The 24,911-nt window shown below is 56.8% G+C and carries 18 protein-coding genes; 8 read left to right on the top strand and 10 right to left on the bottom strand.

The window, feature by feature from the left end:
• Positions 1–14: 14 nt before the first annotated feature.
• The 5 genes from DBY68_RS00260 to DBY68_RS00240 are packed head-to-tail and all read left to right on the top strand — an operon-like array spanning position 15 to position 5,192.
• Positions 15–1,637, top strand: coding sequence for an ABC transporter substrate-binding protein (locus tag DBY68_RS00260; RefSeq protein WP_108473719.1), 1,623 nt, complete (start codon positions 15–17; stop codon positions 1,635–1,637).
• Entirely contained in the window at positions 1,634–2,671 is a 1,038-nt protein-coding gene (locus tag DBY68_RS00255; protein WP_108473720.1) for an ABC transporter permease, read from the top strand. Before DBY68_RS00260 ends, DBY68_RS00255 begins: the two co-directional genes overlap by 4 nt.
• A complete protein-coding gene (locus tag DBY68_RS00250) occupies positions 2,668–3,573 on the top strand; it encodes an ABC transporter permease (RefSeq protein WP_108473721.1) in 906 nt (301 codons plus the stop codon). The genes DBY68_RS00255 and DBY68_RS00250 overlap by 4 nt, the downstream gene beginning before the upstream one ends.
• Positions 3,545–4,408, top strand: a complete 864-nt coding sequence (locus tag DBY68_RS00245) for an ABC transporter ATP-binding protein (RefSeq protein WP_108473784.1) — start codon at positions 3,545–3,547, stop codon at positions 4,406–4,408. The genes DBY68_RS00250 and DBY68_RS00245 overlap by 29 nt, the downstream gene beginning before the upstream one ends.
• 10 nt (positions 4,409–4,418) lie before the next feature.
• Positions 4,419–5,192: an ABC transporter ATP-binding protein gene (locus DBY68_RS00240; protein WP_108473722.1), complete on the top strand. Its 774-nt coding sequence runs from the start codon at positions 4,419–4,421 to the stop codon at positions 5,190–5,192.
• Between the two features lie 85 nt (positions 5,193–5,277).
• On the opposite strand, the gene yegS is transcribed toward DBY68_RS00240, so the two are convergent.
• The 8 genes from yegS to DBY68_RS00195 form a co-directional block, all read right to left on the bottom strand.
• Positions 5,278–6,177 carry a lipid kinase YegS gene (gene yegS, locus DBY68_RS00235; protein ID WP_108473723.1) on the bottom strand — a complete coding sequence of 300 codons (900 nt, stop codon included), beginning with the start codon at positions 6,175–6,177 and terminating at the stop codon, positions 5,278–5,280.
• Between the two features lie 265 nt (positions 6,178–6,442).
• Positions 6,443–7,804 (bottom strand): tRNA 5-hydroxyuridine modification protein YegQ, encoded by a 1,362-nt coding sequence (gene yegQ / locus DBY68_RS00225; RefSeq protein ID WP_108473724.1) that lies wholly within the window; start codon positions 7,802–7,804, stop codon positions 6,443–6,445.
• 206 nt (positions 7,805–8,010) lie between these two features.
• Positions 8,011–8,733 carry a two-component system response regulator BaeR gene (gene baeR / locus DBY68_RS00220; protein WP_015963811.1) on the bottom strand — a complete coding sequence of 241 codons (723 nt, stop codon included), beginning with the start codon at positions 8,731–8,733 and terminating at the stop codon, positions 8,011–8,013.
• A complete protein-coding gene (baeS, locus tag DBY68_RS00215; RefSeq protein WP_108473725.1) occupies positions 8,730–10,157 on the bottom strand; it encodes a two-component system sensor histidine kinase BaeS in 1,428 nt (475 codons plus the stop codon). Before baeS ends, baeR begins: the two co-directional genes overlap by 4 nt.
• The gene (locus tag DBY68_RS00210) at positions 10,154–11,569 is read right to left on the bottom strand and encodes an MFS transporter (protein ID WP_108473726.1); all 1,416 of its coding nucleotides are present in this window, start codon (positions 11,567–11,569) and stop codon (positions 10,154–10,156) included. Before DBY68_RS00210 ends, baeS begins: the two co-directional genes overlap by 4 nt.
• A gap of 1 nt (position 11,570) precedes the next feature.
• Complete coding sequence (gene mdtC / locus DBY68_RS00205; RefSeq protein WP_108473727.1) at positions 11,571–14,648, bottom strand: multidrug efflux RND transporter permease subunit MdtC; 3,078 nt, start codon at positions 14,646–14,648, stop codon at positions 11,571–11,573.
• Positions 14,649–17,771: an MdtB/MuxB family multidrug efflux RND transporter permease subunit gene (locus DBY68_RS00200; RefSeq protein WP_108473728.1), complete on the bottom strand. Its 3,123-nt coding sequence runs from the start codon at positions 17,769–17,771 to the stop codon at positions 14,649–14,651.
• Entirely contained in the window at positions 17,771–19,024 is a 1,254-nt protein-coding gene (locus DBY68_RS00195) for an MdtA/MuxA family multidrug efflux RND transporter periplasmic adaptor subunit (protein WP_146745424.1), read from the bottom strand. Before DBY68_RS00195 ends, DBY68_RS00200 begins: the two co-directional genes overlap by 1 nt.
• A gap of 277 nt (positions 19,025–19,301) precedes the next feature.
• Here DBY68_RS00195 and DBY68_RS00190 point away from each other — a divergent pair, with 277 nt between their 5' ends.
• Both DBY68_RS00190 and ibsA read left to right on the top strand, forming a co-directional pair.
• Complete coding sequence (locus DBY68_RS00190) at positions 19,302–19,361, top strand: type I toxin-antitoxin system Ibs family toxin (RefSeq protein ID WP_108473785.1); 60 nt, start codon at positions 19,302–19,304, stop codon at positions 19,359–19,361.
• Positions 19,362–19,577: 216 nt separating this feature from the next.
• Positions 19,578–19,637: a type I toxin-antitoxin system Ibs family toxin gene (ibsA, locus tag DBY68_RS00180; RefSeq protein ID WP_074430376.1), complete on the top strand. Its 60-nt coding sequence runs from the start codon at positions 19,578–19,580 to the stop codon at positions 19,635–19,637.
• 108 nt (positions 19,638–19,745) lie between these two features.
• Here ibsA and yegD read toward each other — a convergent pair whose 3' ends face one another.
• Positions 19,746–21,098, bottom strand: coding sequence for a molecular chaperone (gene yegD, locus DBY68_RS00175; RefSeq protein ID WP_108473731.1), 1,353 nt, complete (start codon positions 21,096–21,098; stop codon positions 19,746–19,748).
• Between the two features lie 133 nt (positions 21,099–21,231).
• On the opposite strand from yegD, the gene alkA reads away from it, so the two are divergent.
• Positions 21,232–22,071, top strand: coding sequence for a DNA-3-methyladenine glycosylase 2 (gene alkA / locus DBY68_RS00170; protein WP_108473732.1), 840 nt, complete (start codon positions 21,232–21,234; stop codon positions 22,069–22,071).
• A 4-nt stretch (positions 22,072–22,075) separates the two neighbouring features.
• Here the strand turns inward: alkA and DBY68_RS00165 are convergent, their stop codons facing one another.
• Entirely contained in the window at positions 22,076–24,661 is a 2,586-nt protein-coding gene (locus tag DBY68_RS00165; protein WP_146745423.1) for a diguanylate cyclase, read from the bottom strand.
• Between the last annotated feature and the right edge of the window lie 250 nt (positions 24,662–24,911).

The raw sequence follows: 24,911 nt of genomic DNA, 5'->3' as shown, positions 1-24,911 counted from the left end.
AACGGTATACACAGATGAAAAAATCTTCCCTCGCGGGCGCGTGTTTACTCGCGCTATCGCTGATGATGGGGAGCGGGGTGACGCTTGCGAAAACGCCCCCCGATCAGCTCATCATTGGTATGAATATGAACAATCTGCTGACCCTCGACCCGGCGGCGATGACCGGGAACGAGGTGGTAGGCATTGTCGTTAATCTCTACGACTCGCTGGTGGAGCTTGATGCCAATCAACTCACCAACGTGAAGCCGGCGCTGGCGAAATCCTGGGATATCAGCCCGGACGGCAAGGTGCTGACCTTCCATCTGCGCGACAACGTTACCTTCCATTCCGGCAATCCGCTTACTGCTGATGATGTGGTGTGGTCGATGCGCCGTATTCTGCACCTGAATCTCGCGCAGGCGTCGGTGTGGAAATCCTATGGCTTCAGTAAGAAAAATATTGATAACCAGGTGAGCGCGCCCGACCCCTACACGGTGCAAATCACGCTACCGAAGGCCAACGATCCACAACTGGTTATCTACTCTCTGGGGGCGCTCGGTAACCTTGGCGTGCTCGACAGCAAAACCGTGCAGCAGCATGAAATCAATAATGATTGGGGTAACCGCTGGCTGACCACCAATGAAGCCGGTTCGGGCCCCTTTATGCTGGAAACCTGGCAGGCGAAAGATGTACTGCGAATGAAGCGCAACCCGCACTACTGGCGTGAAGAGGCCAAAATGAGCCGGGTGGTGCTGCGCCATTTTCAGGAGTCGCAAACCCTGCGTCTGATGATTGAAAAGGGGGATTTGGACGTTGCTAATAATATGGCCGTGTCCGATATCAATGCCCTGCGTAACGATCCCAATCTGACGGTGGAAGCGGTGCAGAAAGGTACGGTGTATTACGTGGCGATGAGCATGAAAGAGGCCCACTTTGCCAACCCGAAAGTACGCGAAGCGGTGCGCTATCTGATTGATTATCAGGGAATCAACAAAGCGCTGATGCCAGGCTACGGGGTGCTGCACCAGCGTCCTATCAAAGCCGGAATGCCGTCAACCCTGCCTGACCCTGGCTATCAGCTCGATATTCCTCGGGCGAAGAAACTGCTGGCGGAAGCGGGATATCCTGAGGGTTTCGACACTACGCTGCGCGTCCTTGCCGATCAGCCTTTTCTCAACATTGCGATTGCCGTTCAGTCAACGCTGATGCAGGCGGGCATCAACGCCAAAATCATTACCGGCACCGGTAACCAGATTTACGGCGCGATGCGTGAACGCAAGTTTGACCTGCTGGTGGGGCGTGGCGGTAGCGGGATGGAGCCCCATCCGCACTCCAGCCTGCGTGCGCTGGTGTACAACCCGGATAACCGCGATGAAGCGCGTTTGACCAATTTCCAGGGCTGGCGTACCGGATTTTACGACAAGCAACTCAACGAGATGATCGACACTGCGCTGCTTGAGCGCGACCCGCAAAAACAACTGGCTGACTATCAGGCGATCCAGACCCGTTATGACCAGCTTATCCCGGCGCTGCAACCGCTGTCGCAGATGGTTGATTCGGTGGTGGTGCGTAACGACGTCAAAGATTTCCAGTCGCATCCCTCGGCCACCACGTTTTTGCGTGGAGTTTATAAAGTCAGCGAAGGAGACAAAGGATGAGTATGGTCATACTTGCGCCGGGCTCGCGCGCCCGGCGATTCTCTCAGCGATTGATGCAGGTCGCTATTACGCTGTTCGGCCTGCTATTACTCACCTTTTTCATCGGGCGGGTAATGCCTATCGACCCGGTATTAGCGATTGTCGGCCCGGATGCGGATCAAAGCACCTATCAGCAGGTTTATCAGCAACTGGGCTTTGATAAGTCTCTGGCGGCGCAGTTTGGTATCTACTTCAGCAACCTGCTGCACGGTGATTTAGGCAACGCATTGCTTACCGGGAAGCCAGTGCTCGACGATATTATCCGCGTCTTCCCGGCCACCATGGAGCTGGCGACGATGGCGATTATTGTCGGTGCCGGGCTCGGCATTCCGCTGGGTGTACTGGCGGCGGCGCGTCGTAACAGCGTTTCCGACTATGTGGTGAGAATTATCAGCCTGGCGGGCTACTCCACGCCAATCTTCTGGGTGGGGATGATGGGGCTGCTGGTGTTTTACGCGTGGCTCGGCTGGGTGGGTGGCGCGGGGCGTGTGGATTTAGGTCTGGACGGCCTGGTGCCGCGCCGAACCGGGTTAATGACCGTCGATGCGCTACTGGCGGGTAACGGCACGGTGTTCTGGAACGCGATTAACCACCTGATCCTGCCCGCTGCGCTTCTCGGTTTTCACTCACTGGCCTACATCAGCCGTATGACCCGCAGCTTTATGCTGGCGCAGTTGTCGCAGGAGTTCATCATCACCGCCCGTGTGAAGGGGCTGACCGAACGTCAGGTCATCTGGAATCACGCGTTTCGTAACATTCTGGTACAGCTGCTGACCGTCGTTGCGCTGGCCTACGGCTCACTGCTGGAAGGCGCGGTGCTGATTGAAACCGTCTTCTCATGGCCGGGCTTTGGTTCCTATCTCACCGGCAGCCTGCTGTTGGGGGATATGAACGCGGTGATGGGCTGCGTGCTGGTGGTCGGGGTGATCTTTGTGATGCTGAACCTGCTTTCCGACATGCTTTATCAACTCTTTGATCCGAGGACAAAATCATGACCGTTTCTCTGGATACGCCAGTCAACTCCGGCGGCGGCGAAGGTGTCGCGCGCATCAAACGCGCGTTGCAGCGTACGGGCGGGTTTATCGGCAAGATGGCGCGTAATCCGCTTACCGCTATCGGCGGCGGGATTATTTTTCTGCTGCTGGTGGTGGCGATTTTTGCACCGCTTATCGCATCGTATAACCCGCTGGTGCAGGATCTCAACAACGCGCTCACCGCACCCAATGCGCAGCACTGGTTTGGAACCGATGAATTTGGCCGCGATATCTTCAGCCGCCTGGTGTACGGCTCGCGCATCACCCTTTACATCGTACTGCTGGTGTCGGTTACCGTTGGCCCGCTGGGGCTGCTGCTCGGCGTTACGGCAGGCTATTTTGGCGGCAAAGTCGATATGGTGCTGATGCGTGTGACCGACATATTTATCTCCTTCCCAAGCCTGGTGCTGGCGCTGGCATTTGTCGCCGCGTTAGGGCCAGGGCTGGAGCATGTGGTTATCGCGATCACCTTAACCGCCTGGCCGCCGATTGCCCGCCTGGCACGCGCCGAAACGCTCTCCTTACGTCAGGCCGATTTTATCTCTGCAGTGCGTTTGCAGGGCGCATCGCCGGTACGCGTGCTGTGGCGACACATTGTGCCGCTGTGCCTGCCGTCGGTGATCATTCGTATCACTATGAATATGGCGGGGATTATCCTGACTGCTGCCGGGCTCGGCTTCCTCGGCCTTGGCGCACAGCCGCCGGAGCCGGAATGGGGAGCGATGATCTCCAGTGGCCGCACCTACATGATGGAGTGCTGGTGGGTGGTCACCATTCCGGGGCTGGCAATTCTGATTAACAGTCTGGCGTTCAATTTCTTAGGAGATGGCTTACGTGACATCCTCGATCCTCGCAGCATGTAATACGCCGTTGCTTGATGTGCGCGACCTGCACGTTGAGTTTGTTAACGGCCAGGCGGTGACCCACGCGGTGCGCGGTGTCTCCTTTCAACTGGGGCGCGAAAAGCTGGCGATTGTCGGTGAATCAGGTTCCGGTAAATCGACCGTTGGGCGCGCGCTGTTGCACCTGCATCCAAAAAAATCCCGCATTACCGCAGAACGGATGCAGTTCGGCGATATCGATTTGCAGCATGCCACGGAAGCGCAGATGCGCGGCATTCGTGGTAAACGGATTTCGATGATCATGCAGGATCCGAAATATTCGCTGAATCCGGTGGTGTGTGTGGGTGAGCAGATTGCTGAAGCCTGGCTGACGCACCATCCGGGGCATAAAGCCGAGGCGAAAGCCAAAGCGATGGAGATGCTGGAGGTGGTGCGTATTCGCCAGCCGGAGCGCGTTTACGCGCTCTATCCCCATGAAATCTCCGGTGGGCAGGGGCAGCGGGTGATGATTGCCATGATGTTGATAACCGACCCGGAACTGGTGATCGCCGATGAACCGACCTCGGCGCTGGACGTCTCCGTGCGTTTGCAGGTGCTGGGGTTGCTTGACGATCTGGTGAAATCACGCGGGTTAGGGCTGATTTTTATCAGCCACGATATTAACCTGGTGCGCAGTTTTTGCGACCGAGTGCTGGTGATGTACGCCGGGCGGGTGGTGGAATCGATTGCCGCGAAAGATCTCGATAAGGCGCAGCATCCCTATACGCAGGGGTTGATCAATTCGCTACCGGATATGCATCAACGTCGCCCGGTGTTGCCGGTGCTTCAGCGTCAGGCGAGCTGGCTGACAGAATAAGGAACGCGTCATGATTGAAGTGAATAACCTGAATCTGGTGTTTGGCGAAGGTGAGAAGCGTAACCAGGTGCTGTATGACGTGAGCTTCCACGTTAAACCGGGTGAGATTTACGGGCTGGTGGGGGAGTCGGGCTCGGGTAAAACCACGGTGCTAAAGTGCCTCGCCGGGCTGTTTACCCACTGGCAGGGGGCGCTGGCGATTAACGGCCAGCCGCTTGAACACAGCATCAGCCGCACGCGTTGTCGTCAGGTGCAAATGGTGTTTCAGGATCCCTACGGTTCGCTGCATCCACGCCATACCATTGGCGATATTCTGGAGGAGCCGCTGCAAATCCACGGCATCGCCGATCGCGACAGGCGGATCAACACGCTGCTGGATCGCGTAGGGTTAACCCGCGCTTTCCGCGATCGCTACCCGCATCAGCTTTCGGGCGGGCAACGCCAGCGCGTGGCGATTGCCCGGGCGCTGATTCTGGAGCCGCAGGTGCTGCTGCTGGATGAACCAACCTCGGCGCTGGATGTGTCGGTGCAGGCGGAAATTTTGAATCTGCTGGCAGAGTTGCAGCAGGAGTCGCGGCTGACCTATCTGATGGTGACGCACGATCTGGGCGTGATTGCCCATTTGTGCCAGAAAGTGGCGGTGATGCAGTACGGCAAAATTCTCGAAACCCTCACCGTCGATGATCTGGTCGCCGGAAAAGCGCAAACGGATTATACGCGGATGCTGGTCAACGCCAGCCAACAGTACACCCGCGAGATGGCGCGGGAAGTGGCAGCGTATTAAGCCATGCCGGGGGTGCTGCGCTTGCCCGGCCTACGGGGCCGTTGTAGGCCGGATAAGGCGAAGCCGCATCCGGCATTCCTGCAGATTAGCGCAATAGCTGACAATCTGGCGGCAGGCGCGCGCGGAGCGCGTTCGAGAGAATGTCGATGCGAAACGTCTGTCCGCTAAGCGGTTCACCGTCGAGATTAAACGTCATTTCATGGGGTGACGTAATTTCAAACCAGGCTGAACGTCCACGTACCAGATGAGGACTCTCTTCTCGTTGTGTCAACGTCGTGAACAGCGCCGGAATAATCTCTTCCCCGGTTATGACCAGCAAATCCAGAAGACCATCATTTATCAGCGCGTCAGGGCAGAGAGGCTGCCCGCCGCCCGCCTGACGACCGTTCCCAATCCCTATTACCAGCGCATCTCCCTGCCAGTGGAAATTTTCTCCATGAATTTCACAGCGGTCGGGTTTGAGCGTATCCATTCGCATTAATCCGTGAATCAAATACGAGACGCCGCCCAGTGCCGCTTTCAGTTTTTCAGGTGTTTCGGTGGTAATACGCGTGCCAAATCCGCCCGTCGCCATATTAATAAAGCAGGTTTTGTCGTTAACGCGCGCAGTATCAATCGGTACATCGCGCCCGGAAATCGCCAGACGCAGGGCTTTCTCCAGATCCATTGGAATACCGACGCTGGTCGCGAAATCATTGGCCGTGCCGAGAGGAAGAATGCCTAACGCCGGGGCATTGGCGTCCTTCAGCTCAATCAACGCGGTGGCAATTTCATTAATGGTGCCGTCACCGCCGCCGGAAATTACCGTCGCGACGCCGAGTTGCTGCGCTTCCCGGATATAACGCAGTGCATCGCCTTTTTCCCAGGTGACGCGAACATGAAGTTCGGCGCCTTCTTTGCGAAGGGTCTCAACCGCCTGACGCAGCTGCGGATTATCCGTGCTCTTGCCGTTGAGAATTAATAAGCTGGCGGGAAAGTTGGTCATCCTTTTTCCTCGTTAATCAACGTAATAAAAGTATATGGCAGAAAAAGTATAGCGGGATAAGAACCAACTGATTTTCAGAAAAGGCGGGTAACAGATAAAAAATTAGCCTGCGTAAGGGAGATTACGCAGGCCAAGGAGGTGGTTCCTGGTACAGCTAGCATTTATGGGTTATGTTTTTCAGCGAAGCGATAATACCCGGAATAAACAATTAGGTATGTGATCCAATTCTAAGATTCTTCTCGCTTGCGAAATTACCCATTATGAACTACTTGCTGTGCGGGTTTCGCGTCGACTCGCCGTTGAAGTTGCGCATCAGCAGTGCGTACTCCAGAGCGATATCTTCCGGTACTGGCAGCCAGACGATGTGACCATCACCCGGTGCGACCGGTTTATCGGCACCTTTGGCGTCAACCATCTGCTCCAGTGTAAAGTTCACGTTACCCTGCGGGGTCATCAGTTCCAGGCTATCGCCGACAGCGAATTTGTTTTTCACCGCCACTTCCGCCAGTGCGCCTTTGCGCTGGCCGGTAAATTCGCCGACAAACTGCTGACGTTCAGACACAGAGAAACCGTATTCGTAATTCTGGTAATCGTCGTGCGTATGGCGACGCAGGAAGCCTTCGGTATAACCGCGATGCGCCAGACCTTCCAGGGTTTCCAGCAGGCTGGTATCGAACGGTTTGCCTGCGGCGGCATCGTCAATCGCCTTGCGGTACACCTGCGCCGTGCGCGCGCAGTAGTAGAAGGATTTGGTGCGGCCTTCGATTTTCAGCGAATGCACACCCATTTGCGTTAAACGCTCAACGTGAGCGATGGCACGCAGATCTTTCGAGTTCATGATGTATGTGCCGTGCTCGTCTTCGAACGCGGTCATGTATTCGCCCGGACGCTGGGCTTCCTCAATCATAAATACTTTATCGGTTGGCTCACCAATACCCAGCGTTGGCTCAACGTTCTGCACCGGAATCGGCTCATATTTGTGGACGATATTGCCGACCACATCTTCTTTGCCTTCCTGCACGTTGTATTCCCAACGGCAGGCGTTGGTGCAGGTACCCTGATTCGGATCGCGTTTGTTGATGTAGCCAGAGAGCAGGCATCGGCCAGAATAAGCCATGCACAATGCGCCGTGAACGAAGATCTCAATCTCCATCTCCGGCACCTGTTGGCGAATTTCTTCGATCTCTTCCAGTGACAGTTCGCGCGAAAGAATGACGCGGGAGAGCCCCATCTGCTGCCAGAATTTCACCGTCGCCCAGTTCACTGCGTTCGCCTGGACGGAGAGGTGAATTTGCATAGCCGGGAAATGTTCACGCACCAGCATGATAAGACCCGGATCGGACATAATCAGCGCATCCGGCCCCATCTCCACCACCGGCTTCAGATCGCGAATAAAGGTTTTCAGCTTGGCGTTATGCGGTGCGATATTCACCACCACATAGAATTTTTTTCCGAGCGCATGGGCTTCGTTAATGCCAAGTTGCAAATTTTCGTGATTGAATTCGTTGTTGCGAACGCGCAGGGAGTAACGCGGTTGACCCGCATAAACAGCATCCGCGCCATAAGCGAAAGCGTAACGCATATTTTTCAGCGTTCCCGCCGGGGAAAGGAGTTCCGGTTTAAACATGATGTTCTCGTTCTGATGACAGGTCAGATCCGCGTCACGGTGCGCGCGGCAGGGAGGGTTCCCATACTTTTAGGGCGGGCATTGTAGCGCCGGGAGTGAGGGGAGTAAACCCTCGCTCTTTTCCACCCGGCAGGAAGTGATGAGAGTCGGTGTTGAGAAGGACACGGTTTTCACCCTCTCCCGGGGGAGAGGGCTGGGGGGAGGGCTTACGCCATCCGGCACGCATCCGCTTCCCAACGATATCCCACGCCATACACCGCGCGGATAAACGACTGTTCGGCGTCGAGCGCTTCCAGTTTGCGGCGCAGGTTTTTAATATGGCTGTCGATGGTACGATCGGTGACCACGCGATAGTCGTCGTAAAGATGATTCAGCAACTGTTCGCGCGAGAAGACTTTTCCCGGCTCCTGTGAAAGTGTTTTCAGCAGGCGGAATTCTGCGGGCGTTAAATCCAGCAGGCGGTCACGCCAGGAGGCCTGAAAACGGTTTTCGTCGACAATCAGCGGGCTTTGCGCGTCCAACGCCTGAACATCGCGACGCGGTTTGCAGCGGCGCAGGATGGTTTTCACACGCGCCACCACTTCACGCGGGCTGTAAGGTTTGCAGATGTAATCATCCGCGCCGATTTCCAGCCCAAGCAGGCGATCAATCTCTTCGATTTTGGCCGTGACCATCACAATCGGCACTTCAGAGAAGCGACGAATTTCGCGACACAGCGTCAGGCCATCGGTGCCTGGTAGCATGAGATCCAGCAGGATCAGATCCGGCGGCGTATCGTGCACAAAAGGCAGAACCTGATCACCGTGGCTGATAAGTGTGGGCGCGTAATTTGCCGCCAGCAAATAATCAATCAGCAACTGCCCCAGCTTGGGTTCGTCCTCGACAATCAAAATACGCGGGGTGTTTTCATCTATCGGTAACTCAGTCATAACTCTCTCGATGTGTCGCGATCCAGCGGTAGTTCTACTTTAATGCTTACCCCGCCAAAAGGCGAATGCGCGGCATCAAGCCTGCCGCCGTGGGCGGTAACAATGTTTACGCATATCGCCAGCCCCAGGCCGGAGCCGCCGCTGGCGCGGTTGCGCGATCCTTCAGTACGATAAAAACGCTCACACAACATGGCAAGCTGTTCATCGCTGACGCCCGGCCCACTGTCGGCGAATTCAACCGTAATGTTTTGCAGCGTTTTACTGGCGCGAATATGCACCTCACCGCCGCTGTCGGTGTAACGCAGGCTGTTTTCCAGCACGTTATTGAACAGTTGCATCAAACGGTCGCGATCGCCGAAGACCATTGCGCTATCCGGTAAAGAAAGATGCAGCGTTAAGCCACGGCTGGCAAGACGTTCGCGGAACGCTCCGGCGGCAATTTCCAGCAGTGAAACGAGATCTACCGGCGCTTTTTGATACGCCAGCGCGCCTTCGTCAGACATCGAAAGCTGATGCAGATCGTCCACCAGTTTGGTCAGCGTGGCGACTTCCGCCTGAAGCGAGGCGACCGATTCCGGGGTGAACTTACGCACGCCATCCTGAATGGCTTCCAGCTCTCCGCGCAGCACCGCTAGCGGGGTGCGCAGTTCGTGAGAGATATCGGCCATAAAATCGCGGCGCATCTGTTGATTGCGGTCGAGCGTGCTGGCGAGCTGGTTGAAGTCCTGCGCCAGCCTGCCGAGTTCATCGCTGCCGCGCGCGTCAACGCGCGTCGAGAAATCGCCCGCCGCCAGTTTATGCGTGCCTTCCACCAGCCGTTTCACCGGTGCCAGCAAACCACGCGCCAGCGGGAAGGTCGCCAGCGCGGCGAGCAGCGTCGAGAGCGCGACGATCAACCAACTGGTACGGCGCTGCTGTTGGTCGAAATTAATATCCGTGTTACGCGTCAGGCGTTCCACCGGTGAGGCGATAACCGCACCGACTTCCAGCCCATCAACCACAATCGCGCGACGGGTACCGTCAGGTGGAACAGGCTCACGTGGGCCAACCAGCACGCGTTCACGCTGATCGACGACCCAAAACTGTGTTCGCCAGCCATGAGGTGGCATGGATGGCCCCGGTGGCCCTGGCGGGCCGGGGGGACGATGATCGTCACTATTATCGTGCTCAAAAGAGCGCAAGATCTGGAAGATGAAACGATCGTTATTGCGCAGAAAGCGCCAGTTACCGTGCTGCGCATACTGCTCCGCCAGCGCGTCGCTCAGCAGTTCAAGACGCTGTTCGTTACCGTGTTTAATGTAATCAATAAACCCGCGTTCAAAACTGACGCGTACCGCCCAGTGCATCGTGATTAACAGCACGATACAGGTGGCGAAGATGGCGAGGAAAAGTTTTCCGGTGATCCCCGGACGCCATAGTTTCACTGTTCACTCCTTTTTCGTCGGGCGATAACCACGTTTTTGGTGACGTCGTCAGGTACGCGGGCAAAAATCAGGGCGGGCAGGGCGATAATCAGCGCCATGCACAGATAGGTATACATAAAGACATGGTGCGTGGCGGCGCTATCGGCAGCAACATGCTGCTGGCCGAACATGCCCAGCAGTAAGCCTGCTACGGTAACGCCAATACTCATTGAGAGCTGCATGATCATCGACAGCAGGCTATTGCCGCTGCTGGCATGCTCATCGGGCAAATCTTTCAGCGTCAGCGTGTTCATTGACGAGAAGCGGCTGGAGTTGACCATTCCCTGAATAAACAGCACCAGCGGCAGGGCGTAATACCAGCCTGCCAGCGCCGTCGCCATAAACAGCAGGCTCACCAGCGCGAGGCCAATCGTGGTGGTGACCAGCACATTCCGGTAACCAAAACGGTTAACCACCTGCACCACAATCCGTTTCATCCCCATGCTGCCGAGCACCATCGGGATCATCATCAGCCCGGCGTGAAACGGCGAAAATCCAAGACCAATCTGCAAAAAGACCGGCGTCATAAAGGGCAGCATGCCGCTACCGATGCGTCCGGCGAAACTGCCCGCCAGGCCGAGCGAGAAAGTAGGCGTGCGAAAAAGCTTCAGGCTAAACAGGGCGTTGTCATTGCCTTTGGCGTGCCAGAGATAAAACAGGATTGAGGCGACACCAACGGCAACCAGAATCGCCAGCGTAAGGCTTGATATGCCCAGCCCTTTCAGCCCGTCGAGGGCCAGGGTGAGCACCGCCATGCCCAGCGCCAGCACGATAAATCCGCTCAGGTCAAAACGGCGAGTTTGCAACGTGTAGTTGGGCATCAGCATCAGCGTGGCGATCCCGCCGATAATGCCGACCGGAATGTTGATCAGGAAGATCCAGTGCCAGGAGGCGTATTCTACCAGCACGCCGCCGAGCGCCGGGCCCAACAACGGGCCGACCTGACCGGGCAGGGTGACGAAGGTCATCGCCGCCATATACTGTGAGCGCGGGACGATTTTCATCACTGTCAGACGCCCGACGGGCACCATCATCGCACCGCCAACGCCCTGTAATACACGCGCCATCACCAGCTCATTGAGCGTGCTCGCCAGCGAACAAAACAGCGAGCCGGCGGTGAACAGGACAATGGCGGTGAAGAAGATATTGCGCACGCCCACTCTGTCCGCCAGCCAGCCGCTGGCGGGGAGCATCACCGCCACGGTTAGCACGTAGGAGACGATCACCATATGCATATGCAGCGGACTCTCTCCCAGACTTGCCGCCATAGAGGGGAGGGCGGTATTGACGATAGTGGTGTCCAGCGATTGCATAAAGAAGCCGAACGCCACTATCCAGAGTTGCCAGCGCACGCTGGCGGGGAGTTCTGTCATTTTACTCGGTTACCGATTGTCGTGGTTGACGCGAAAAACGCAGGCGCAGACGATCGAAGAACAGATAAACCACCGGCGTGGTGTACAGCGTCAGCAACTGGCTGACCGCCAGGCCGCCGACAATCGTTATCCCCAGCGGCTGGCGCAGTTCTGAACCGTCACCGCTGGAAATCACCAGCGGTAAGGCGCCAAACAGCGCTGCCAGCGTGGTCATCATAATCGGCCGAAAACGCAGCAAGCAGGCCTGGAAAATGGCTTCTTCAGGCGACAGATTGCCGTTTCGCTGCGCGTCCAGTGCAAAATCGACCATCATGATGGCGTTTTTCTTCACAATGCCAATTAATAGCATAATCCCGATAAGCGCGATTAGGCTGAACGGGGCATTGAACAGCTCCAGCGCCAGCAGCGCCCCGACGCCTGCTGAAGGCAAGGTCGAGAGGATCGTGAGCGGGTGGACGTAGCTTTCATACAGGATGCCCAGCACGATATACACCGTCGCAATTGCGGCGATAATCAAAATCACCTGCGAGTTCATCGTCTCCTGGAATACCTGCGCGGTACCGGCAAATGAGCCACGCACCGTGGAAGGCACGCCGAGTTGCGTCATGGCGCGGTCAATCGCGTCACTGGCCTCTGATAACGATTTTCCGGTAGGCAAGTTAAACGACACCGTGGAGGCCGCCGACAGCCCCTGATGGTTCACCGATAACGGTGCATTGGCCGGTTGCCATTTGGCGAAGTAAGAGAGCGGAATCGCTTTGCCTTCGGTGTTAATGACGAACATTTTATCCAGCGCGCTGACGTCCTGGGTATAAACCGGATCCACTTCCATCACCACTTTATACTGATTAAGCGGTTGATAGATGGTTGAAATCTGCCGCTGACCAAAGGCGTTATTTAACAGGCTGTTGGCTGCCTGCACGCTGATGCCAAGGCGCGACATGGTTTCCCGGTCATAGATCAGAGCCATCTCGGCGCCGTTATCTTCCTGATCCGAGTTGACGTCCGCCAGCTCAGGCAGCGCCGCCAGCGCTTTACGAATTTTCGGTTCCCACTCGCGCAGGGCGCTCAAATCGTCAGAAAGCAGCGTGTATTGATAACTGGCGTTGGACTGACGCCCGCCGACGCGGATATCCTGCACCGCCATCAAGAACAGGTTCGCCCCAGGCTCTTTCGCCAGCTTCTTGCGCAGGCGGTCGATCACCTGCTGGGCTGAATCATGCCGTTCATCGCGTGATTTCAGGGTGATAAACATCATCCCGCTGTTGACGCGCGAGCCGCCGGTAAACCCGGTCACGTTGTCTACTGCCGGATCTTCACGGATGATCTTCATGAAGTCCTGCAATTTTCCGCGCATCGCCTGGAAAGAGATGCTCTGGTCAGCCTGAATGCCGCCCATCAGCACACCGGTATCCTGCTCCGGGAAGAAGGTTTTCGGAATAGCAATATAGAGCCAGACGTTCAGCGCAACGGTTGCGAGGAAGACCAGGCCAACCATCCGCGAGTGTTTCAGCACCCAGTGCAGGGATTTGCCGTAGCCCTGTTGCAGGCCAACCAGCAAACGCCCGAGACCTTTTTTCCGGGTGGGGGTATGGGCGGGCTGGCGCTTGAGCATCCAGCCGCACATCATCGGCGTTAAGGTCAGCGATACCGCCAGCGAAATACCAATTGCCACCGACAACGTCACCGCAAATTCGCGCAACAGGCGGCCTGGAAGCCCGTCCATCAGCAATAACGGCAGGAAGACCGCCACCAGTGACACGCTCATCGACAGCACCGTAAACCCGACTTCCCGGCTTCCCTGAAGGGCGGCCTGCATCGGTTTCATCCCGGCTTCGATATGGCGCGAGATGTTTTCCAGCACCACAATGGCGTCATCCACCACGAAACCGGTGGCGATAGTGAGCGCCATCAGCGACAGGTTATTCAGGCTAAAGCCGCACAGATACATGGCGGCAAAGGTGCCGATCAGCGAGACGGGAACGGCGACGGCGGGGATCAACGTCGCGCGACCGGATCGCAGGAACAGGAATACCACCAGGATCACCAGTGCGACGGAAATCACCAGCGTCTGCTCGACCTCTTCGAGGGAGGCGCGAATCGTTGGCGAGCGATCCTGCGCAATTTGCAGGTCAATCGCCGCCGGAATGGTCTGCTGAAGCTCCGGCAGTTCGGCGCGGATGGCGTCCACCGTTTCGATAATGTTGGCTTCCGGCAGTTTACGGATCATCAACAAAATCGCCGGCTTGGCGTTGGTCATCCCGGCGTTACGCACGTCCTGCACCGAGTCCGTCACCGTCGCGACGTCGCTCAGACGTACCGCCGCGCCGTTGTTGTAATGGATGATTAACGGCTGGTATTCCGCTGCCGTCTTCAGTTCGTCGTTGGTCTGAATCTGCCAGCGATGGGCGTTATCTTCCAGCGCCCCCTGCGGTTTACGCACGTTGGCATTGCTGATGGCACTGCGCACATCGTCCAGCGAGACGCCCTGATTAAACAGTGCCTGCGGGTTAAGCCCCACGCGCACGGCAGGCAGGGAACTGCCGCCGACGTCAACATCGCCCACGCCGTCAATTTGCGCGATACTCTGCGCCAGTTGGGTTGAGGCGAAATCATACAGTTCACCCTGTGAATACGTCTCCGAGGTGAGTGTCAGGATCATGATCGGCGCATCGGACGGGTTGGCTTTGCGGTAGGTCGGACGGCTGGGCATACCGCTCGGCAGCAGACTTTGTGCGGCGTTAATCGCGGCCTGCACATCGCGCGCCGCGCCGTTGATATCGCGGTCAAAATTGAACTGCAAAATGATGCGCGTACTGCCAAGCGAGCTGCTGGAGGTCATTTCGCTCACCCCGGCAATGCGCCCGAGCGAACGCTCCAGCGGTGTGGCGACCGACGAGGCCATGGTTTCCGGCGATGCGCCAGGCAGCGAGGCGCTGACCATTATGACCGGGAAATCAACCTGCGGCAGCGGGGCCACCGGCAGCAGCCGGAAACCCAGCACACCGCAGAGGGTAATGGCGATAGCGATTAAAATCGTCGCCACCGGGCGGTAAATGAAGAGGGCGAAAAACTTCATTTACGCCTCCTCCTCATGACGCGGAAAACGTTTTTTCAGATGCAGCGCCAGACGGTCAAACAGCAGGTAAATGACCGGCGTGGTGAACAGCGTCAGCACCTGGCTTACCAGCAGGCCACCAACCATGCCAATCCCTAACGGGCGACGCAGTTCCGCGCCGACGCCGGTACTCAGCATCAGCGGCAGCGCGCCGAGCAGGGCGGCGAGCGTGGTCATCAGAATCGGGCGGAAACGCAGCAGACACGCCTGATAAATCGCTTCGTGTGGCGGCATGCCCTGTTCACGCTCTGCCGCAAGGGCAAAGTCGATCATCATGATGGCGTTCTTCTTCACGATGCCGATAAGCAAAATAATGCCAATAATGGCGATCACATCCAGCTCACTGCCGGCAATCATCAGTGCCAGCAACGCCCCTACGCCTGCGGTCGGCAGAGTAGAGAGGATGGTAATTGGGTGGATAAAGCTTTCATACAGCACGCCGAGCACGATATACATCGCCACGACGGCGGCAACCACCAGCCAGACGGTGCTGCTGAGTGCCGACTGGAAGGCCAGCGAGCTGCCCTGGAATTCGGTACGAATATCCGTCGGGAAACTGAGCGTTTTTTCAGCATTCAAAATCGCATCAACCGCATCGCCCAGTGAATAGTCGCCCGCCACGTTAAACGAAATGGTGGTGACCGGAAACTGATCCAGATGGTTGATAGAGAGCGGGGCAAAACGCTGCTCGACTTTGGCGATGGCTGTGAGGGGCACCACGCCGCCGTCGCTGCTGGTCAGGCGCACGTTATCCAGCGCGGCGAGCCCTGGCGTGGCTTGTGTGTCATGTTCCAGCACCACGCGGTACTGGTTGGCCTGGGTATAAATGGTGGAAATAAGACGCTGGCCAAAGGCGTTATACAGCGCATTGTCCACGTCCGCCATGGAAATGCCCAAACGGCTGGCGCTATCGCGATCAACGTTAACGTATGCCACCAGCCCCTGATCCTGCCAGTCGCTGCTGACGTCAGAAAGCTGCGGGAGGGTTTGCAGTTGCGAGACCAACTGCGGCACCCACAGGCTCAGCGCGTCCAGCGAGTTTGCCTGAAGCGTGAACTGGTATTGCGTGCGGCTCACGGTGGTATCGATGGTGAGATCTTGTGTCGGCTGCAAATAGAGTGAGATACCCGGTACACGATCGACATTCTGTTGCAGGCGCTTAATCACTTTCTGCACGCGGTCGTCGCGCTCATCCAGCGGTTTGAGGTTGATTTGCAAACGCGCGCTGTTCAGCGCCGGGTTGGTGCCGTCCACACCGACGTAGGACGTCAGACTTTCCACCGCCGGATCTTTGAGAATGATTTCGGAAACCTGCTGCTGACGCTGTGCCATGTTGGCAAAAGAGGCCGATTGTGGTGCCTGCAGCGTGCCCTGAATAATGCCGTTATCCTGAATCGGGAAGAAGCCTTTCGGAATAACCACCCACAGAATAATCGACAACGCCAGGGTGCCCAGCGCCACGCTGAGCGTCAGCCACGGATGCTTCAGAACGCGGGCCAGCATATGCCCGTAACCGGCAATGACGCGGTCAAAGAAACGTTCGCTGGCGCGGGAAAAACGGTTCTGTTTACGCAGGGATTCATGGCTGAGCATGCGTGCGCACATCATTGGCGTCAGGGTCAGCGACACAATTGCGGAAATGAGTATCGCCACCGCAAGCGTTACCGCAAATTCACGGAACAGGCGGCCCACAATATCACCCATAAACAGCAACGGAATCAGTACCGCAATCAGCGAGAAGGTGAGGGAGATAATGGTAAAGCCAATTTCGCCTGCGCCCTTCAGCGCCGCTGCCAACGGTTTTTCGCCTTTCTCGATATAGCGCGAGATGTTCTCAATCACCACAATGGCGTCATCGACCACGAAACCGGTGGCGATGGTGAGCGCCATCAGCGTCAGGTTGTTGATCGAGAAATCAAGAAAGACCATCACCGCGAAGGTGCCGATAAGCGACAGCGGTACCGCCACGCCGGGAATAATGGTGGCCGGCACGTTACGCAGGAACAGGTAGATGATCATCACCACCAGGGCTATCGCCAGCATCAGTTCAAACTGCGTATCGGTGACCGACGCACGAATATTGGTGGTGCGATCGGACAAAACTTCAACTTTCACCGATTTTGGCAGACTTTCGGTGAGCTGCGGCAGCATCTGACGAATGCTGTCGGCGGTGGCGATAATGTTTGCGCCGGGCTGACGCTGGACGTTCATCACAATCGCGTGTTTATTGTTAGCCCACGCGCCAAGCCAGCTGTTCTCCGCACCCTGCTCAATGGTCGCAACGTCGCCCAGGCGTACCGGGGAGCCGTTCTGATAAGCAATTATCAGCTTGCGATACTCTTCCGCTGACTGCATCTGGTCGTTCGCGGATAACGTGACGGCGCGAGTTGGGCCGTCGAGGCTCCCTTTGGCCGAGTTAACGTTCGCGCTGGTGATCGCGGTGCGCACCGTTTCGCTGGTCAATCCTAATGCCGCAATGGCCTGTGCGTTCAGCTTCACACGTACGGCAGGGCGCTGACCGCCCGCCAGCGTCACCAGCCCGACGCCGGAGACCTGGGAAATTTTCTGCGCCACGCGCGTTTCCACCATATCTTCCACCTGGGTCATCGGCATGGCGGAAGAGGTAACGGCGAGCGTCATGATTGGCGGATCCGCCGGGTTCACTTTGCTGTAGACCGGCGGGTTAGGCAGGTCGTCCGGCAGCAGGTTGGTGGCGGCGTTTATCGCGGCCTGCACTTCCTGCTCGGCGACATCCAGCGGTAAGGTGAGCTGAAACTGAAGGGTGACCACTGACGCCCCGCCCGAACTTTGAGAGGACATCTGCTTAAGGCCAGACATCTGGCCAAACTGTCGCTCCAGCGGCGCGGTGACCGCAGACGTCATCACGTCCGGGCTGGCGCCAGGGTAAAGGGTGACCACCTGAATGGTGGGGTAATCAACCTCCGGCAACGCGGAGACGGGCAGGAAGCGATAGCCGATGATCCCGGCAATCAGGATCGCCACCATCAACAGAGTGGTGGCGACCGGGCGCATGATAAACAGACGGGAGGGGCCGCCCGTGTTGCTCGGCGGTAAAACGTGCATCAGGAGCGCGCTCCTTTATGGCCCGCGGCGGTCGCGGGTTCAGCCTCTTTCGCCTCGGTGGCGGCGCTGTGTGCTTCCACCACTTCCACTTTCGCGCCTTCGGTCAGACGGTCTATACCGTCCGTCACCACGCGATCGCCCGCGGAGAGCCCGGCGCTGATCACCACTTTCTGGCTATCCTGAATACCTGGAACCACGGTGTGTTTGCTGACTTTATTCTCGCTGTTCAGCACCCAAACGAAGTGCCCGTCATTGCCCATCTGCAGAGCAGCCGCCGGAATCACCACCGCATCCTGTTGAGTATCTACCAGCATCCGCGCGTTAACGAATTGATTGGGGAAGAGGGCGTCATCCTGGTTGTTGAAACGCGCCTTCAGCTTGATGGTGCCGGTGGTGGCGTCAATCTGGTTATCGAGGCTCAGCAATACGCCGTCGCTCAGTTTCTGTTTATTGGTACGATCCCACGCTTCAACGGTCAGGGGCTTACCGGATTTCTGCGCATTGACTACTGTGGCAATGTCATTTTCCGGCAAAGTGAACACCAGGTCGATGGGATGGGTTTGCGTTAGAACCACAATTCCTGTGGTATCGCCGCTGGAAATTTGGTTGCCGATATCCACCTGCTTCAGACCTACTCGACCATCGACCGGTGCGGTGATGCGGCTCCAGTCGAGCTGCAACTGCGCGCTGGCGACGGCGGCTTCATCAGCCTTGATGGTGCCCTGTGTCTCGCTGACCAGCGACTGTTGGGTATCCAGTTCCTGGCGCGAAACCAGATTGGTTTTCACCAGTTGTTGATAGCGGGCAAGATCGCGACGGGCGTTAGCAAGCGTCGCTTTGTCTTTCGCCAGTTGCCCCTGCGCCTGAGCGAGGGCGACTTTAAACTGACTCGGGTCGATTTCCGCCAGCAGATCGCCGGCTTTTACCTGTTGACCTTCCTGAAAGTGCAGCGCCATCAACTGACCATCCACCCGGCTGCGCACCGTCACGGTATTGGCGGCGGTGATGGTGCCTAATCCACTCAGATAGCGCGGCACGGCTTCCTGGGTGGCGGTCGCGGCCTGAACCGGTGCAAGGGTTGCGCCAAAACGGCCACCATGACGCCCACCACCTGTCGGGCGTTCTCCCTGAGCGCCGGCTACCGGGCCTGCGGATTCTGGTGTGCGATTCATCAGCCAGTAGCCAGTGACTGCTCCGGCCACAATCAGCAATGCCAGCACAACCAGCCAGCGGGATTTGTTACTGCCTTTCATTTTAATGAGTTTCTCGTCCTGAATCATTTCGCGGAATGATACTAGTTTAGTTACCGGATGGTCGGAAAAAATGGAGGAAATATGAAACACAGGGCCGAATCGTCCGAATCACGAACGCTTTGCGAGGCCGCTCGGGGAATTGACACGCTGGAAGCACAGCACAAGTCGGGTGCGCTAGAGTGCATCCAGAATTGCTGCGTTGCAGAAAAGGCGTTCAGCAGGGGGCTGAAAAGGGAAAGCCCCTCTCGAAGAAGGGGCCTTAAATAAGGAAAGGGTTATGATGAAGCTGCTCATCATACTGGTGATTCTCTTAGTGATTAGCTACCCAGCATACTAAGACACCAGGGGGAGGGGGAAACCTCTCCCTTACCCTCACTCCTTAATTTAGGGTTGCATCAACGGGAAGTCAATCGTGCGCGGCAGACTTTGCGGCGCAGGTAGCAGTTGACGTTTTCCGCTGGAATGATGTCGGGCATTGCAGAAAAGGCGTTCAGCAAGGGGCTGAAAAGGGAAAGCCCCTCCCGAAGAAGGGGCCTTAAATAAGGAAAGGGTTATGATGAAACTGGTCATCATACTGGTGATTCTCTTAGTGATTAGCTTCCAGGCTTACTAAGACACCAGGGGGAGGGGGAAACCTCTCCCTTACCCTCACTCCTTAATTTAGGATTGCCTCCACAGGAAGTCAATGGCTATGCCAGCCACTTTGCGACACGGCGAGCAGTTAACTAAACACCACCTGCGCCCAACGGGCCAACCCGGCGGTGACCGAGCCAAAATCATCGCCACCGGCAATCGGGATCCCCGGCAGTTGCGCCGCCAGCGCCTTTTTGATCAGTGGCGATCGGGCGCTGCCGCCAGTCAGGTAGATGATATCCGGCTTTTCTGCGCTTGCGTTCAGCGCCAGATGCACCTGCTCCATAATGCGGGTCAGCGGTTGATCCAGCGCCGTTTCCAGCCCTTGCTGGGTGATGGCGGTGGCGAGTTCATCGCTGATAAACGGCAAGGTGGTTGCCACTTCCGGGCGATCGGAGAGTGCAATTTTGCTCTCTTCCGCGCAGCGCACCAGGCGATAGCTCAGACGCTGTTGCCACACTTTGTAGAGCAGGGCGACTTTCTCGGCATCGCGCGCGTCGCGAGCCAGGTCGCGCAGCATGCGGCCATTGGCGCTGCTGTAGAAATCGGTCTGCGCCGGAACGTCGTTAATCGCCACGGCATTCCACCAGGGCAGAATCGGCAGGGCGATGCCTTTTTCGGTTTCGCCCCCCATACCGAGTAACGGCATCAGGCTTTTGAAGGCCAGTGCGATGTCGAGGTCGTTTCCGCCGACGCGGCAACCGCTGTGGCCAAGCAGACTTTGCTTCCGATCGTGTTTTTCACGCCACTGCGGGCCCATCAGCAAAACGGAACAGTCCGTGGTGCCCCCGCCGATATCGACGACCAGCACACGCTGCTCTTTATCCAGCGTGGCTTCGAAATCAAGTCCGGCGGCAACCGGTTCATATTGGAACACGATATCGCGGAAACCGGCACGTTTCGCCGCACGTTCCAGAATCCCCTGCGCCTGCGCGTTGGCGTCTTCCCCACCGAGCCCCTGGAAGTTGATTGGCCGTCCAATGACCGCTTGATCAATGCTTTCGGGTAACTGGCGCTGTGCCTGCTGGCGAATGTGCAGCATCATCGCGCACACCAGGTCTTCGAATACAGCCACCTGCTGCGGCTTCAGCCCGCTGGCACCGAGGAATGATTTGGGCGATTTAACGAAGTAGACCTCTTCCGGGTCGTCGATGTACTGGCGCAACGAGGCAAGGCCGAACTGGACGCTGTGGCTCAGTACGTCGATATCTTCATCGCGATTATAGTTGATGGCCCGGCGCAGCAGCGCCTGGGTCTCATCGCCGGCTGCGGGAACCTGATGATGGCGGTAGAGCCATTCGCTGACCGCTTCGCGGGTAGGGGCACAGAGCATTGAAGGAAGCAGCGAGCTGCCGTTTTCCAGAGTGAGCAGACGAGGTTTTCCCTCCTGCATCACCGCCACTGAACAGTTTGCCGTACCGTAGTCAAAACCAATAAACACCTTTAAATCCCCATGCCGGTGAAGAAGGGGGGCGACTTTACTTGCATTTTTTCCTGACGACAAGTCGGAATATGAAAGCAAGGAACAAAAGCGGTTTTGCCGCTATGCTGTAGGCGCAAACCGGGGAGAAATTATGTTCGAATTATCGTGGCAGGCGCCTTACGACTGGCCGTGGATGTGGGGATTTTTACAGGCGCGTGCGGTGACGGGCATTGAGCGTTTCGAGGCAGACAGCTACGCGCGCAGTTTTGAATTCGACGGGCATTGTGGTGTGATCACGATGACGCCAGATGAATCACGCCAGGTGCTGCGCGTCACGCTTTCGGAAGGGTTATTGCCCGTGGCGGAAAGTTGTCTGACGCGCGTGTCGCGTTTGCTGGATCTTAATTGTGAGCCTCAGATAATTAATGACACGCTTGGCGCACTGGCACGCGCCCGTCCAGGGTTACGTTTACCGGGTTCGATGGATGCCTTTGAGCAGGGCGTCAGGGCGATACTTGGGCAACTGGTGAGCGTGTCGATGGCGGCAAAATTAACCGGTAAAGTGGTCGCCGCCTTTGGCGAGCCGTTGCCTGAGTTTCCCGGCTTTTACCTTTTCCCACGACCAGAGCACCTGATGAGTGCCGAACCGCAGCAGTTAAAGGCGCTGGGCATGCCGCGCAAGCGGGCGGAATCGCTTATCTATCTGGCAAAGGCGGCGTCATCCGGTGAGCTGCCGGTCAACGCGCCTGAGGATATTGAGCAGGGGATGAAAACACTGCAAAGCTTCCCCGGGATTGGTCGCTGGACGGCGAACTATTTCGCCCTGCGCGGCTGGCAGGCCAGCGATGTCTTTTTGCCGGATGACTATTTGATCAAGCAGCGTTTTCCTGGCATGACGCCCGCGCAGATCCGCCGTTATGCCGAGCGCTGGCACCCCTGGCGCTCTTACGCGCTGCTGCATATCTGGTATACAGAAGGGTGGGCACCGTAACCGGCTACTCTTTTTGTGAGAAGCGGTTGTGGACGCGCGGCATGGCATCCGGCTGTGCGCTGTATATTGTCACGCGCCCGCGGCCATTGTGCTTTGAGGCATAGCACGCCATATCCGCCTGCGACAGTAAATCGGTGAGATTGGCGTTATGCCGGTCAATAAACGTGATCCCTGCGCTGGCACCGATGTGGTGCGCATGGCCTTCCCAGGTGAAAGGGTAGGCGTCTACGCCATCGACAATGCGCTGGGCGATATCGCGCGCATCTTCTTCCTTACACTCTGGCAGCAGAAGACCGAATTCGTCGCCGCCCAGACGCGCAAGAATATCGCCTTTACGTAACAGGCTCAGCATTAGCGCTGATATTTCACGCAGCAGCGCGTCACCGGCGGCATGCCCGGCGTTATCGTTCACAGACTTAAAGCGATCGAGGTCGATAAAGACCAGCGCATGACGTTCCTGCGCGTTATCAATATTGATCAGATGGCGCTTGAGATGGCTTTCAAAACTCGCCCGGTTCGCCAGATGGGTCAGCACGTCATGCGAGGCGCTGTAGCTGAGCTGGCGCAGCATTTCGCGTGATTCCGTCACATCCTGGATAACCAGTACTGAACCAATATTTTCGCCATTCAACGTGCTGAGTGGCGTAATACTGTACTGAATATCAAAGCTACCGCCATGCCGGCTATGCAGAACCAAATCGTCATCGATATCACTGCGACAGAGGTCGCCCGTCTTGAAGTTGTCTATCAGGGCCCCGTGATCGCCGACGCTGATGTGAAATACTGAAAGGAGCGGTTTGTTCAACGCTTCTTGCTGCGTCCATCCGCTCATTTTTTCCGCCACCGGGTTCATAAAGGTGATGTTCATATTCATGTCGGTACAAACAACCGCTTCGCCGATGGAATCAAGCGTAATATGCAGCCGCTCTTTTTCCTGAAATAGCGCGTCGTTCAGCTCCTTCACTTCCGTCATATCAATATTAATGCCGAGCAGACGTTCCACTTCGCCCTGTTTATTGAGAACACGATTGGCAAGCGAGCGGATATGACGAATTTTGCCTTTAAGCTGGACGCGGAATTCCAGCATCAGCGGCGCGCTCGATTTTAGCGAGTTAAGCACTTTGCGGGTGGCGTTCTCTCTATCTTCTTCGACCAGGCACGACTCCCAAATCTGCCAGGTAGGTTGGACATGTGAAGGGATGCCATAAAGTTCGAACATACGTTTATCCCAACTGATTTTGTTGGGTTTAAGATCCCACTCCCAGATGCCGACACCGCCCGCTTCGTTGGCAAGCGTAATGCGCTCCATCAGACGCTGATTAACCTGCTCCGTTTTTTTCAGTTCGTTAATGTCTTCAATCTGGGCAATAAAATAGAGCGGCGTGCTGTCCGGATTGCGCACTAACGACACGGCGAGCAGCGCCCAAACCACTTCGCCCTGACGGGTGTAATAGCGCTTCTCCATGGTGTAGGTGTTGATTTCCCCGCGTAGCAGGCTGTCGCGCTGATTCAGGTCGGAGTCTAAATCCTCCGCTAAGGTGAGCTCCTGAAACGTCATTTCGCGTAACTCATCCGGGCTGTATCCCAGAAACTGGCACAGGGATTTATTCACCTGCAACCACTGGCCTTCCGTTCCCACCAGCGCCATACCGATCGCTGAGTGTTCCATCGCATTGCGAAAACGCTCTTCGCTTTCAACGATATGCTTACTTTCGGCGCGAAACGCATACATCACCATGGTCATGACGTTCGCCGGAAGCAGAATCATCACAAACGGCATCCATGAGGCGTTGGTGACGGTATAAACGACGGAAACGTGCTGCGAGAGTGTGGCATCTGACATAATCAGCGACACCAGCATCACGGTGCACAGGAAAATCATAAACGCTTCCATACGCGGTAAGCGCACGGCGCTCCACATCAGTAATACGATGATGCAGGTATAAGGCCATGGCATATAAATCATCGACAGTGCGCTTAGCGCAAGCGTCACGGCTAGCGTTAGCAGCGTTTCCAGCAGCAGGCGCGGGTCGCGGTGACGCAGCAGATAATGCGGCTTAAACAGCAGCCCTAATGGCACCAGCGCCAGTGCGCCGATGGCTTCCGAAAGCGTCCAGATAATAAACGACTGAAGCGGGTTGTCGTCTGGCACCAGCAGATACACCATCAACCCGCCGACCAGTGGCGGAATCAGCGCGCCGCCAATGGCGAGGCGGATCCAGTCATGCAGATTTTGCAGTGGGTTATAGTGAGGTAACAGCTTACGCAACAGCAGGCCACCCACGACGGCTTCGATGATGTTAATACCGGAGTAAATCAGATTCAGCTCATGCAGCGGGAAGAGTACCAACGATGCCGCCACATTGCCCAGCGTACAGGCAACGGCGATGGCTGGCCACATTCTGCGGCTGTGGCGATAAAACGCCACCATCATCACCGACGTCGGGAACCAGAGCGGGGCCAGCAGCGCGCCAAGCTGGGTCAGCTCAAGCGAGAAGAGGGTGAAAATGAAGGTCACCAGCCCCAGACTGGCCAGACGAAGCACAGGATGAGCAGGGACAACGAAGACGGGCCGGGCTACTTTATTCATTACCATTTTCGCGAAGAGTGCCGTTGGGCGGGTTTCAGATTTATCTGATAGAAGATGACGTCATGCTAGTACAAGGCATTAATAATTTATAGGGTGGTAGCACATAAATTGATAGCACTGAGACCGGGGTTGCGCAACCTGACGAAAGGGAAAACCTGCGCTGCATCTACCCAGATGCGCGTGCGGCAGAGGAACTTTTCGCTCTCGACCCGTGCAATCCCGTGCATTCGACTGGTATCGCGGGCGTGAA

Source organism: Pseudocitrobacter sp. RIT415, from assembly GCF_003057695.2.
Taxonomy (GTDB): Bacteria; Pseudomonadota; Gammaproteobacteria; order Enterobacterales; family Enterobacteriaceae; genus Pseudocitrobacter; species Pseudocitrobacter faecalis.
The sequence above is the reverse complement of the archived record's forward strand: the minus strand, read 5'-3'. Positions and strand labels throughout refer to the sequence as shown.